We start from the raw sequence: 13,113 nt of genomic DNA on the forward strand, positions 1-13,113 counted from the left end.
TTAGTAGGTCAGGCCGAAATGGATCGGATAGAGCGGAGCCTTGGAGTCATGCGGCGCGTCCTCGGCCTGGGCTTCGACGGCGGCCATCGACGAAGGCAGCTCGAATGGCAGCCTGCCGCGCGGCGGAGCGGCGCCGGTCAGGGCGTCGAGGAACGCCTCGTCGCCGGCCCCGAAGTCGCCGATTAGCGCGGCGGCCTTGTCCCGTACATTGGTCAGGATCGCCGGCCGGTCCAGGTAGACGGCGACGATGGTCGCGACCTTGGCCGAGGCCGCCTTGATCGCCTCGTAGTCAGCCGCGCCGTCCTTGAACGACAGGTCACCCTCATGCTGCATGGCGCCGAACACGAAGTTGGGGTGCAAGGTCTGGAACGGCGTCGCCGTCCGGATGATCGCCAGCTCGGCCTGGGCCAGGTCGTCGACCGGAACGAAGCCGCGGGCGCGAGCGGCGTCGGCGGACACGCCCTTGAGCCAGACCTTCTTTCCGCTCGGCTTTAGCGGCAGCAAACCGTTCTTGTTCTCCAGCAACGTCAGCGCCGCGCTCTGCGCCGCCCGTCCCTCGGCGACAAACGCCTTGGAGCCGACGATGGCGGCCGCCGCCTTGGCGTCGACATAGGGGTTCTCGAACAGACCCTGCTCGAACTTGATCGCCAGAACGCGCCGCGCCGCGTCGTCGATGCGGGCCGAAGGGATCTTGCTGGCCCTCACCGCCGCGACGAGCTCGGCCGTGTCCTCGACGCCGCCGAACTGGTCGAGTCCCGCGTTCACGCCCTTGGCGTAGCGGTCGACCTTGGAAAGATCCTCGACGCCCCAGGCGGTCGAGAAGCCCGCGAAACTCGGCTTCTGGCCTTCGGGAAAGCCGTCGCGGCAGGTCTCGGGGCAATCGTTGGTGATCGCCCAGTCGGACAGGACGATCCCCTTGAAGCCGTGCTTGCCGCGCAGTTGATCATTCAACAACCCCTTGGAGAAGCCGGCCCCGACCTGTTCGAGCGGATGGCCATCTAGGGCGAGATCCTTGAGGATCGCGTAGGTGGGCATCACCCCGACGACGCCAGCGGCGAACGCCTGGTCGAACGGCTTGACGTGCAGATCAAACTGGCCGGCCGGGAAGACGGCGTAGCGGCCATAGCTGTTGTGGCCGTCGAAACCCTTGGCCGAGGCGCCGTAGCCGACCCAATGCTTGACCACCGCCGAGACGCCGCCTGGCGCGAGGTTCGTTTCGCCGCCCTGGAAGCCCTGGATGTAGGCCTTGACCATGCGGCCAGCGAGGTCGGGGTCCTCGCCGAACGTGCCGCTGATCCGCGACCAGCGGGGCTCGGTCGCGAGATCGGCCATCGGGGACAGGGCCTGATGGATGCCGACGGCGCGATACTCCTGGCGAGCGATGTCGCCGAAGCGGCGGACCAGCTTGTCGTCGCCGATCGCCGCGAGGCCCGTCGCCTCGGGCCATTGCGAAAAGCCGCCTGGAGCGACGCTGGCGCCGGCCACGAACTGGAAATGGTGACGCGGATCGGTGCTGATCGTGACCGGCACGCCCAGCCTTCCCTGCTCGGCGATCGCCTGGACGGCGTTGTTCTGCTCGGCCAGCCACGTTGGATCGCCGGAGAGGCGGGTAATGAATGTGGTGACGTGCCGATCAAGGATCAGCGGCTTCAGCTTGGCCAGGTCATAGCCCTGCCCTCGCCCCGGAACCATGCCGCCCACGGCCGGCAGGGTGCCGTGCATCATCTCGCCGGCCCTTTCCTCCAGCGTCATGTGCGCGACGAGATCGATGGCCCGTTGGTCCGGCGTCAGACGCCAGTCCTCGAACGGCGAGAGCTTGCCATCGCGGTCTAGGTCCCGGAAGCGCAGCCCATCGACGGTGAGCACCTTGCCGTCGCGCACGCCAAGGAGCGGCTGGGTGGCGGCCAGGGCCGACGAACCGGTCGCGACCAGGATCGCGGTCGAGATCAGAAGACGTTGAAGAACGCGCACATTGAACTCCGGATACGAACCAAAGAAGGCGCCCTCGGCGCGCAGGAGACGCCGAGGGCGGTAAGTCGTCGGGAAGCTAGAAGTTGACCGCCAGACGCAGGCCGTAGGTGCGCGGCGGGGCGTAGAACTCGCCATTGCCGTTGGTCGCCAGGCCGGTCGTCGAGTTCGGGGACGAGGCGGTGCGCACGTCGTCATCCTCGAGGTTGCGGACATAGCCCTGCAGGTTCCAGCGATCGTCGGCGCTGGTGTAGGTCAGGCTAACGTCGGTCTTTGTGAAGCTGTCCTGCCGGTTCTGGGCGAAGCCGTGGTATTCGAGGTTCTTGCCGCTCTCGTAATGGGTCTGGACGCGGCCCACGACCTTGGCGCCCGAGGCGATATCCCACGTGTGTTGGTAGCCGACGTTGACGCTCCAGGTCGGGGTGCGGGCCATGCGGCAACCGGAGAAGTCAGTCGACCGCGGCGCGGCGGCGGCGAAGTTGGTCTTGAAGCAGCCCGTACCGCCGGCGTTGGCGTTGTTGTTAGCGAAGGCGTCGCCCAGCGGCAGCACGAAGTCGGTGTAGCGGGCATGCAGCCAGCCCAGAGTGGCGTCGATGCGATCGTGCTCGGTGACGACCAGATTGCTCTCGAGCTCAAAGCCGTACACCCGGGCCTTGTCGGCGTTTAGCGTGACCGACGCGTTCTGACCGGCGATGGTCCCGACCGCCGTGACCTGGAAGTCGCGATAGTCGTAGAGGAAGCCGGTGGCGTTCAACTGCAGGCGGTTGTCGAAGAAGCGGTTCTTCACGCCGGCTTCGTACGAGGTGATTTTCTCGGGCTCGTAGACGTTGTTCTCGACCCCGTCGTAGTAGCCGCCGGCCTTATAGCCCGTGGCCACGTTGGCGTAGACCATCGAGCTGCTGGTCAGGTCGAAGTCGGCGCCTAGCTTCCAGTTGGTGGCGTCCCACTTGGCGTCGGCCAGGTTCTTGATCACGGTCGAGGTGATCGCGCCGGCCGAATTGGTCAGGAAGGTGCCGCCGTCACGCGCCTTGCGGTCCTCAGTGTAGCGCAGGCCGCCGGTGATCCGGAACCGGTCCGTCACCTCGTAGGTGCCCTGACCGAAGGCGGCGATCGACTTTGCGGTCACTTCGGGCTGAATGAACGACAGGTATGAATTGGGCGCCAGCAACACCCGGAAGTCGACATTGTTGTCTTCCGTGAAGCGGTACAGCCCCACGACCCACTTGAGCTTGCCGGTGTCGCCGCCCAGGCGCAGCTCATGCGACCAGGTCGTGTCCTTGCCCTTGAAGTAGTTGGGCGCGCCGGTGCTTGCGTTCTCGCCGCTGCGGTCCAGGCGCGAGAAGTTGTAGCCGGTCAGGTAGGTCAGCGTGGCGAAGCCCAGGTCCAGGTCGGCCTGGCTATGGGCGCCGAAGAACTTGTTGTTGCGATAGAGATTGGTGGCGCAGTTGCAGGTCCACGGATCGCTGTTGGACAGCGCCGCGCCATAGCTCTTGTCGCCGCCACCGGCGCCGCCCTGGTGCAGGTAGTCGCCGCCAACCCGCAGCGAGAACGTGTCGCTGGGCTTCCACAGCAACTGGACGCGGGCCGACTTGTCGTCCTGGTCGTAGCGATCGTTGCCGCCGGTGCCGGGGCCCTTGTTCAGCGCTTTCACATAGCCGTCGTGGCGCGCGGTCTGGAACGCGGCGCGCACGGCGAGGGTGTCGCTGACAGGCAGGTTGACCATGCCCGAGGTGGTGATGGCGCCGTAGTTGCCAATATCGACCGAGCCATTGCCCTCGTAGTCGAACTTGGGCTGCTTGGTGATCACGTTGATCGCGCCGGCCGTGGCGTTACGGCCATACAGCGTGCCCTGAGGACCACGCAGAACCTCGACACGATCGACGTCGTAGAACAGCGCCCCAACCGACGTGGATCGGGCGATGTAGATGCCATCCATGTGATAGGCGACCGCCGGATCGCCGACCTCGGTGACGTTGGTGCTGCCGATGCCGCGCAGGAAGACCACGGCCGCGCCCGAGCCACTGGAGCTGATCTGCAGCGCCGGCACCTGCGCCGACAGGTCGACCACCGTCTTGATGCCTTGCGACTCCAGCTTGTCACCCGTCACCGCCGACACGGTGAGCGGGGTCTTCTGGAGGTTTTCACTGCGGCGTTGAGCGGTCACGACCACTTCGTCGAGCTTCACGGCGCCGGCGTCCTGAGCCACCGCGCCAGGCGCGTGCAAGCTCACGGCCGCCACGGCGGCCGATGCGAACAGGAGATTACGCATCTCTTTCCCTTTGTCCTGCCTGGACTCGGAGCGCGCCGACGCGAACGCCGGACGCCACGATCCCCAGCGGCGCCATCGGCGCCTGTTTGCGTTTCCTTGGGCCCCTTGTTCCGAGGCCTTTTCCCGACGCGGTCGTCGTCACCGCAATGGCTACGACAACGTTGTCTTAAACTAGACAGCATGATTACGACAACGTTGTCTACAGGCGGCATTATTGACACCGCTGTCGGAAATATCGGCCAACGGACGGAATTCGCCTCCGGCAAAGGCCCATGGCGAAGCTTTGTTCGCCGGCCTAACGCCAACGCCGAAAATTGATCGCGTCGGGCGTGATCCTGGGCCGATCCGGCCTAGGCCAGCGGCGGGGCCGCCGAGTCCCTCTGGACGAGGCTATAGTCCAATTGGCGCGCCGCGACCCGGGCGCGAAGCCGCTCATCGCCGAATCCGTCGATCAGCATCTCGACGGCGGCCTCGGCCATTTCGGCGGTCGGCTGATGGACCGTGGTCAGGCGCGGCCAAGCCGCTTCGGCCGTCGGCGTGTCGTCGAAACCGACCACGGAGAGATCGCGCGGCACCGACAGTCCGTGCTTGGCGGCGGCGGCCAAGGCGCCCACCGCCATCTCGTCATTAGCCGCGAAGATCGCTGTCGGACGCTCGGGCAAGGCTAGCAGGCGCTCCGTCGCGTCAAAGCCGGACAGACTGAGAAACTCGCCCTTGGCGATCCACTCGGGCCGGGGCTCGACGCCTCGGTCCCGCAGAGCCTCGATATAGCCTTGCCGCCGACGCGTCGCCGAGCCGTGATCGGCGGGACCATCGATAAAGGCGATCCGTCGATGGCCCATGTTCCACAGCCGCAGGGTCTGCTCCCGCGCCGCCTTGCGATCGTCCATGAAGACGTACGGCGAGCGCTCGAACTCGCGGTGCGGCGCGATGCGCACATAGGGCAGACCCGCCGTCTCGACCGCCGCCAGAACCTCGGGATCATCGCAGGTCGGGGGGGTCAGCACCACGCCGTCGAACCGGGCGTCGCGCAAACCTTCGGCGAACCCCTGGACGCCACCTACAGCCTCGGGCGGCAGAACTTGCTCGACCACCAGATGGTAGCCCGCCCGCCGACAGGCGCGCATGGCGCCCACCTGCACCTCGCCCACATAGTGATAGGCCCCGACGCGCATGAAGATCACGCCGATGAGATAGCTGCGGCGGCTGGACAGCGAGCGGGCCGAGACGTTCGGGCGATAGCCCATCGTCGTGACGATCTCCAGGACCCGCGCCCGGGTCTCGTCCCCCACGCCCTCTTCCTGGTTGATGACGCGCGAGACCGTCTTGATGGACACGCCCGCGGCTCGGGCGATATCGACGATCGTGATTTTCCCGGTTGGCGGATCGCGCTGCATACGGCGACACCTATCGAAATCGATAGCGTGAAGCGAGGATTTCAAGGCCAGGATGTCGCGACTTGTCGATCGACAACAGAACTCCACCAAGTCCGCGACATCAATATGCGCCGATATGGACCTACGGCCATTCGCCCAAAGCGTTTGCGAACGTCAGCGATGAGCCAAAAGCGGACCTTGGCGCCTGGCCGGAATATGGACGCGCCAAAAGCGATCTAGAAGACGTAGGACCTGCCGTCCCTCGCGCAAAGCGTGCGACTGAAAGCTCCATGTAAGCTTGAGCTCGCATAGCCTGACCGCCGCACGAAAGCGGACTTGTCGGACCTGAGTAAGATGAAGCTCCCCCTTCTGACCCTTTGCCTGATCCTTCCGGCGGCCAGCGCCGCGCGCGCCCAGGATGGCGATGGCTTGCGCCTGTCCCTGGGCGCGGCCGGCGTCTATCGCCCCGAGTTCAAGGGCTCAAAGGACTATGAGTTCAAGCCCCTGCCCTTCGTCGCCCTGCGCTATGGCCGGGGCGACTACTACGTGGCCCTCGAAGGCCCCTCGCTGCGCGTCAATCTCGTACCGGGCGGTTTCGTGGAAGCCGGCCCGATGATCACCTATGATCGCGGCCGCGACGATGACATCAAGAACCTGACCGTGCGCCGTCTGGGCGAGATCGACGCCGCCGTGAACGCCGGCGTGTTCATCCGCAAGCGCTTCGACGTCGGGCAGGACGCCTTGTCGGTCGGGATCGAGGCTCTGACCGACACCGGCAAGGTCCACGAAGGCAAGCTGGCGCGCTTCGAGGTCGCTTACGACCGTCAATTGACCGACCGCTGGAGCCTGGGTGTGGACGCTTCGGCGACCTGGGCCGACCGCAAGTACATGCGGACCTACTATGGCGTCTCGGCGGCTGGGGCCGCGGCCAGCGGCCTGACGCCGTACACCGCCAAGGCCGGGGTTGAGTCCGTGGATGTCGGCGCCAGCCTGCGTTACAAGATCAGCGATCGCTGGAGCGCCTTGGCGCGGGGCGGTTATAGCCGGCTCGTTGACAGTGCGGCCGACAGCCCCATAGTCGCCCGCGAAGGCTCCGCCAATCAGGGCCAACTCGTCTTCGCCCTGATGTACAGCTTCTGACCCCCATGCGCGCCCTGCTGATCGAGGACAATGTTCGGCTCGGCGAAGCGACCACCCGGTCGCTGGTCAAGGCCGGCTTCACGGTCGACCTCTTCGACACGCTGGAAGACGGCTGGCACGCCTGGCGTAGCGTGACCTACGACGTGGTGATCCTCGACATCATGCTGGGTCGCGAAAACGGGCTGGACCTGTTGGCCCAGGCTCGCGCCGCCGGCCTGCGCACGCAGGTCCTGATGCTGACCGCCCTGGGCAGCGTCGACCAGCGAGTTCAGGGGCTGGAGCGCGGCGCCGACGACTATCTGGTCAAACCCTTCGCGATCGAAGAACTGGTGGCGCGTCTGCGGGCGCTGGGACGTCGACCGGACCTGACGGCCGACGTCCTGCGCTACGGCGATATTGAGTACGACCAGGGCGCGCGGGAGATCTGCGTCGGCGAAGCGCGCCTGCCGCTGTCACGAGGCGAGAGCATTGTGCTGGAACGCTTCCTGCGCCATCCCGACCGTGTTGTGACCAAGGCTCAGTTGGGCGACAGCCTGCACAGCCTGGACCAGGACTACACCGACAACTCCATCCAGGTGCACGTCCATCGCGTGCGCCGGAAGATGGCCGAACTGGGCGCCGACGTGACGATCCGCGCCCTTCGGGGCCTGGGCTACATGGCCGTCCGGTTACCGCCCGCAGGAACCGGCGCGACCGACTGATCGCAGCGATGGCCTTGCGGCCGGAAGTCGAGCTCGAAACACGCGCCACGCTCGACGGAAGCCAACCGCGCCGCGCCGCCGTGCCGCTCCATGATCTGGCGCACGATCGACAGGCCCAGGCCAGCGCCAGCCCCGCTCGGATTCCCGCGATTGAAGCGTTCGAACACCCGGTCCCGGATCTGGGTCGACACGCCGGGCCCATCGTCGCTGACCCGCACCACGCCGTCGGCGGTGACCGCCACGAGGATCTCGGCGCCGGGGGGCGTATGGCGGACGGCGTTCTCAAGCAGATTGCGCAGAGCCGTCTCCACAAGCCCTGCCTGGCCGTCGAGCGAGAGCGCCTGGACCGCGCTGTCGAAGCTGAGCGTCCGACCGCTGGACAGGATGAAGCTGGCCATATCGCTGGCTACGTCTTGCGACAGCGCGACCAGGTCGAAGCGCGTATCGGCGCCCAAGGCGCCGCCCTCGGCCTCGGCCAATGCGAGGAGCTGGGCGATCAGTCGACCCAGCCGCTCGAACTCCTCGCTGGCCGCCTGGCGCTCGCCCGGCTCCAGAAGGCTCTCGACCTGGGCCCGCAGCGTCGCCAGCGGCGTGCGGAGCTCGTGCGCGGCGTTGGCCGAGAAATCCCGCTGCGCGCGCAGACCCGTCTCCAGCCGATCGAGAGCGGCGTTAAAGGCCTCGACCAGCGGGGCGACCTCGCGCGGCGCACTCTCGACCGGCAGGCGGGCGTCTATGGTCGCGGGACCGATGTCGCCGGCCAGCCTCGACAGCCGCCGCAGGGGTCGCAGGCCGATGTGCAGGGTCAAATAGACGCCGACCATCATCAGGCTCACCAGCAGCAGGATCTCCGTCGCGCTGTTGGTGATCTCGGCCAAGAGGCGCGCTGGTTGCATGCGCTGAAGCAGCGACATGGCGTGCTCTTCTGGCGTGTCGCCGTTGGCCATGGCGAACAGAATCGTGGCGGCGACCGCCAGCAGGACCAGCGGCGCGAGCATCCGCATCAGCGACGGGCCGCCCAGTGTTCGAGACAGACGCATCAAGGCCCGGCGCGTCATCGACATGTTTCTCCCTTGCGCTGGCGTCCCCTCGACCGGTGCGCGTCGACCAGCCAGATTCCGCGATATTCCATGTCGATCAGCCGCCATCCGCCCACCGATCGAAAGACGCGCCAGGACATCTGGATCGGCGCGAAGGCGCGGCGGTCCCGGACCGTGAAACGGACGACGACCTCATCAAGCTTGGGAGCCGTCGATCCCAGCAGGGTGAAATCGTCGGCGGACCCGCACCAGAGCCGTCCGTCATAGGCATGTCCGACATGGGAGGCGAGCGTCGCCGCGAAGCGCTGTCGCCGCGCCGGAGTCAGCCCGGAGGCGCGAGCGCCTAGGATCAAGTCCGCGATACCTCCGACGTCCGCGACCCGGACCATGGCCGAAGCGAAGGCGCCCGCCCGGCTGGACGGGGTCAGGGTCGCGTCGGCCACGATGCGCAGAAGATCCCGCACGGTCTCGGCCACGAAGGCTTCGGCTTCCGGCTGGCCGACGAGGACCGGCCATGGCCCGGGCAGCGCGCATTCCATGAGAACGCGCCAAGGACTGAAGCGATAGGTCATGCGCGATCAGGGCTCGATCTTGGCCGCATCGAAGTCTGGCAGCACTTGGGCGCCGCCGCGAGCCTGGCGAACCATGTCCGCTCGATTCTGCAGGTAGACGGACCGCATCATCGCATAGGGATCCGCCGCGTCGTCCAGGGCGCGAAGAAAGCCGTCGGCGTTGGCGCGCCCGTCGAGCATGGTGGCGCTAGAGCGGATGGCGCCGAACATTTTCGGACCGCCAGCCGTGGCCATGGCGACGGGATCAGTCATCATATCGACCAACTGGCCGATGCCGTCTCGCAAGGTGGTCGGCCCCATCAGCGGCAGGACCAGATAGCGCCCCGAACCGGCGCCGTAACGTCCCAGGGTCTGGCCGAAATCACCCCGGTGGCCTTCCAGGCCCAGCTTGCCGCCAACGTCGAACAGGCCAAGCCCCCCAACCGTCGTGTTGATCAGAAAGCGCGAGGCCGTCACGCTGGCCGCGCGCGGGCGACCCTGAGCCAGATCGTTGATGGCGGTGCGCGGCTCGGCCAAGTTGGCCACGAACGAGGACACCCGGCCGCGAACGACGCGCGGCGTCACCTTCATGTACCCCCGTCCGATCGGTCCGATGAGGACGCGGTCGAGGCCCTGATTGAATTTGAAGGTCTTTCGATTGAGCCCCTCCCATGGATCGTGTGCGAGGGGACCGACTTCCCGCGTCAATTCAAGCGGGAGTTCGGGGAGGGCTTTTGCCAGGGCGTGGTGCGGCGCGGCGTATGCCAAGGTCAGGCTGGTGATCAGCCCGAGGCGACGGGCGGCGGAGAACGACTTGGTCATGACGTTGGGCTCCAGGAAGGATGCCCCGCCCTATGGCCGCCGTAGCTTGCTTGAAGCTTTCTGTGTGAGACGTCCCATCCGCAGGGGGCGGGATGGCGCCAGAAGCAGCCGTTGCGCGCCTCTATGACCCGATGCTTTGCACCCCTCCCCAAAGTCCGCCCCGTTGGGAAGGGCAGCGCCATCCAACTCGCCGTCCAAGGCCTGCCTCCATAGTTTCGGGTCTTGAACGTCATTTTGGGCTGCGGTCGGATAGTCGCGGCGCCGTCTAAGTGGTGTACCCGAGACGGCGCCCAACATTTGAAGCGCAACGCCTTGCGTGGACATCATTCACGGACCGGGCGCTCGACCGAGCACCCGGTCCGATTTTCTATGGCTTGAGGCGCTCCCTCTGGGGCGACGGGGTTGGTTTCGACATGTGGTTGATGGCGCGTCGCGAGCGGCGCCGAGCAATGTCTCCGGCACTTGGCTTCCTGGCTTTGGCCATCATCCTCCCCCTGACAAGCGGCGCGGCGATGGCCGAGTCGCGCGTCGAGCGGCTTCAGGCGCTCGGCGACCAGATCCGCGCGCATCACGGACGGCTCTCATCAGCCGATATCGAGACGGCCGGCGCGGCCGCGATGGGCTCCTCCGGCCGCAAGCGCTTCTACGGCCTGTGGCGCACTCTCAGTTACTACCGCGACAACGCCGAACACGCCGATTTCGAGCGTTGGGCCGCGCGCACCCGCGCGCTCGCCGCGCGCGATCATGACCAACCTCTCGCGGCGATGGTCATGGTGCTGAGCAGCTCGAAGACCGCGACCGACGCCCCGGGGCGCAAGGCCGACTTCGCGGCATGGACGCGCGCCGCCCAAGGCAACGCCGATGTCGGCCACGTCGTCGAGCTGGAGCGGTTGCGGATCGCAGCGGCCCAGGATCAATGGGCGGCGGCGACCCGTACGGGCGCGCGACTAATCGACACGACCCAGGAGGATCCCCTCACCCAGCCCATCGCGGCCGAGGCGCATACGCTGATGTCGCGGGTCGCGGCCGAACTTGGCGACGACGGCGGGGCGCTCGATCATCTGGCCGACGCGGCCGCGCTCGATCGCAAGATCGGATCGAAAACCCATGACGCTGAACGGGTTTATAATCTAGCGCTTCTCGCGGTGAAGGCGCGCGAATTCGCCTCGGCCGAGATGTTGTGGCGGTTACACGGCGACCTGATCACCACGTCTGGCGGTCCCCGGGCTTGGTTTTTCCACGCCTACCTGTGCGCGGCGATCGCCGACGCGCAAGGAGAACCGCGCCGCGTCCTCGACTGCTTGCGGCCGGTTACGCTGGCCCTAGATCAGGCCGACGACAGCTGGACGGTTTCGGCCCTGCGCCTGCGTCTGAAGGCCCGCGCCCGCCTGGGGGATGTGGCTGACGCGCGCTCGGACCTTGCCCGCATGCGCGCCGCGCCAGCAGCGCTCAGAGGCGAGGACGAGTTCGAGCAGTTGAGCAGCGCCTATATCCTCCGGGCCGAGGGCAAGAGCATGGCGGCGTTCGACGCCTTGGAAAAATCCCGCCAGCGGACGCTTGAGCGTCTTCATGATGATCATCAACGCAAGGTGTCGGATATCACCGCGGCCCTGCGCACCGCGCTGGACGCCGAGCGCGTGAAGGGCGAGCGGGCAGAACGCGAAGCCCATTTCCAACGCCGCCTGTCGCTCGCCTGGGGCGTTGTCGCCGCCCTGCTCGCGATCGTCACGCTCGGCGCGGCGGCCTTCGTGCTTGAGCAGCGCCGGACAGCCAAAGCGCTCGCGCGGGCCCAAGCCCGGGCCGAAGCCGCCAGCGAGGCCAAGTCGACCTTTCTCGCCACGATGAGCCACGAATTGCGCACGCCGCTCAATGGCGTGCTCGGGCTGGCCCAAGCCTTGAAGCTGGAGCCTCTCGAACCTGGAGAGCGAGAGCAGGTCGACCTGATCGAGGACGCCGGGCGCAATCTTCTGACCTTGCTCAACGATGTGCTGGACCTGTCCAAGATCGAGGCCGGCAAGCTGCAGATTGCGCCGCTGCGCGCCGACCTGAGGCGCAAATGCGAGCGCCTGGGCAAGATCCACGGCGTGCTGGCCGCGGAGAAGGGCATAGGCCTGACTCTCGACATCGACGACACGCCCCCAAGCCTGATCTTCGATCCGGTCCGTGTGCGCCAGTGCGTGTCCAACCTGCTGTCGAACGCCATCAAGTTCACCGAGACGGGCGGCGTGGTGCTGAGTGTGCGGTGCGAGCCTACTGGCGACCACGAGATGATGGCCTATATCGCGGTGAGCGACACGGGCATTGGCATGTCGCCCGAGACCTGCGCGCGCTTGTTCGGCGCGTTCGAGCAGGCCGACGCGACCACAGCGCGTAGGTTCGGCGGCACGGGGCTTGGTCTCAACATCACACGCCGCCTCGCCAAGCTGATGGGCGGCGACGTCACGGTCGAGAGCCGGGAGGGAGAAGGCTCGACCTTCACCTTGAGCTTCCGTTGCCAGGTCCCCCTGGCGGAGCCGTCGAGCCAGCCGCAGATGGACGACCTCTCCGCCTCCCCGCCAGCCAGGTTGAAGATCCTGCTGGTCGAGGATCATCCGGTGAACCGCAAGGTGATCGCGCTGATGCTGGCCCCGTTGGGCTGCGCGCTGATCGAGGCCGAAAACGGCCAGATCGCGCTCGACCTTTTGGCCACCGAGCCTGTCGATCTGATCCTTATGGACGTGAACATGCCCGTGCTCGGCGGCCTTGAGGCCACGCGCCGCGTACGCTCCGATCTTGGCCTCGACGAAATCCCGATCATCGGCCTGACCGCCGACGCCATGGACCACCAACGCCAGGCTTGCCTGGACGCCGGCATGAACGATGTTCTGACCAAGCCCCTGGAGATGACCGCGCTGCACTCGTCGATCGCCCAGGCGATGGAGGGAGAAGGGTCGCCCCAGTGACCAACAGCACCGGCCGGTGCGACCCGCTAGCCTGGCCTCCGCCGCGGCACGGGAGCGCCGCGGGTCATTCGGCTAGCGCCTGGGGCGAGGATGCCAATCCATGCGGAAGCGCGCTCTAATCGCCACCCATCTCGCGATCGGCGCCTCGGCCGACAGAGGTCGCCGCACAGGCGCCCGTCCGCCGATCCAAATTCGCAGACGACACTCTGCGTTTCACCAACGACACTCATCAATCTCCTCCCATGCGCGGACTCGCAAACGCAGCCCTCCGTTTGCCTGGGATGTACCGTTCGTAGTCCGTCACGGC

Annotated in this window: 9 protein-coding genes; 3 read left to right on the forward strand and 6 right to left on the reverse strand. The window is 66.7% G+C overall.

The features are described 5' to 3' along the window. The 3 genes from CSEG_RS12255 to CSEG_RS12265 all read right to left on the reverse strand — a co-directional run bounded on the left by CSEG_RS12255 (window position 1) and on the right by CSEG_RS12265 (window position 5,634). The gene (locus CSEG_RS12255) at window positions 1–1,971 is read right to left on the reverse strand and encodes a glycoside hydrolase family 3 protein (protein WP_013079550.1); all 1,971 of its coding nucleotides are present in this window, start codon (window positions 1,969–1,971) and stop codon (window positions 1–3) included. A gap of 76 nt (window positions 1,972–2,047) precedes the next feature. Further along, window positions 2,048–4,237: a TonB-dependent receptor gene (locus CSEG_RS12260; protein WP_013079551.1), complete on the reverse strand. Its 2,190-nt coding sequence runs from the start codon at window positions 4,235–4,237 to the stop codon at window positions 2,048–2,050. 350 nt (window positions 4,238–4,587) lie between these two features. Then, a complete protein-coding gene (locus tag CSEG_RS12265) occupies window positions 4,588–5,634 on the reverse strand; it encodes a LacI family DNA-binding transcriptional regulator (RefSeq protein WP_013079552.1) in 1,047 nt (348 codons plus the stop codon). Window positions 5,635–5,967: 333 nt separating this feature from the next. On the opposite strand from CSEG_RS12265, the gene CSEG_RS12270 reads away from it, so the two are divergent. After that, window positions 5,968–6,753, forward strand: coding sequence for a MipA/OmpV family protein (locus CSEG_RS12270; RefSeq protein WP_013079553.1), 786 nt, complete (start codon window positions 5,968–5,970; stop codon window positions 6,751–6,753). A gap of 5 nt (window positions 6,754–6,758) precedes the next feature. Then, window positions 6,759–7,454: a response regulator transcription factor gene (locus CSEG_RS12275; protein WP_013079554.1), complete on the forward strand. Its 696-nt coding sequence runs from the start codon at window positions 6,759–6,761 to the stop codon at window positions 7,452–7,454. Here CSEG_RS12275 and CSEG_RS12280 read toward each other — a convergent pair. The 3 genes from CSEG_RS12280 to CSEG_RS12290 are packed head-to-tail and all read right to left on the reverse strand — an operon-like array spanning window position 7,406 to window position 9,864. Further along, entirely contained in the window at window positions 7,406–8,515 is a 1,110-nt protein-coding gene (locus CSEG_RS12280) for a sensor histidine kinase (RefSeq protein WP_053463753.1), read from the reverse strand. The two genes, CSEG_RS12275 and CSEG_RS12280, sit on opposite strands and share 49 nt — an antisense overlap. Further along, entirely contained in the window at window positions 8,506–9,030 is a 525-nt protein-coding gene (locus CSEG_RS12285; protein ID WP_167535125.1) for a Tgt2/MlaC family protein, read from the reverse strand. The genes CSEG_RS12280 and CSEG_RS12285 overlap by 10 nt, the downstream gene beginning before the upstream one ends. Window positions 9,031–9,069: 39 nt before the next feature. Continuing rightward, complete coding sequence (locus tag CSEG_RS12290) at window positions 9,070–9,864, reverse strand: MlaA family lipoprotein (protein WP_013079557.1); 795 nt, start codon at window positions 9,862–9,864, stop codon at window positions 9,070–9,072. Window positions 9,865–10,313: 449 nt separating this feature from the next. Between CSEG_RS12290 and CSEG_RS12295 the strand changes: the two genes are divergently transcribed. Continuing rightward, the gene (locus CSEG_RS12295; RefSeq protein WP_013079558.1) at window positions 10,314–12,806 is read left to right on the forward strand and encodes a hybrid sensor histidine kinase/response regulator; all 2,493 of its coding nucleotides are present in this window, start codon (window positions 10,314–10,316) and stop codon (window positions 12,804–12,806) included. Window positions 12,807–13,113 lie beyond the last annotated feature (307 nt).

The organism is Caulobacter segnis ATCC 21756, from assembly GCF_000092285.1.
Taxonomy (GTDB): domain Bacteria; phylum Pseudomonadota; class Alphaproteobacteria; order Caulobacterales; family Caulobacteraceae; genus Caulobacter; species Caulobacter segnis.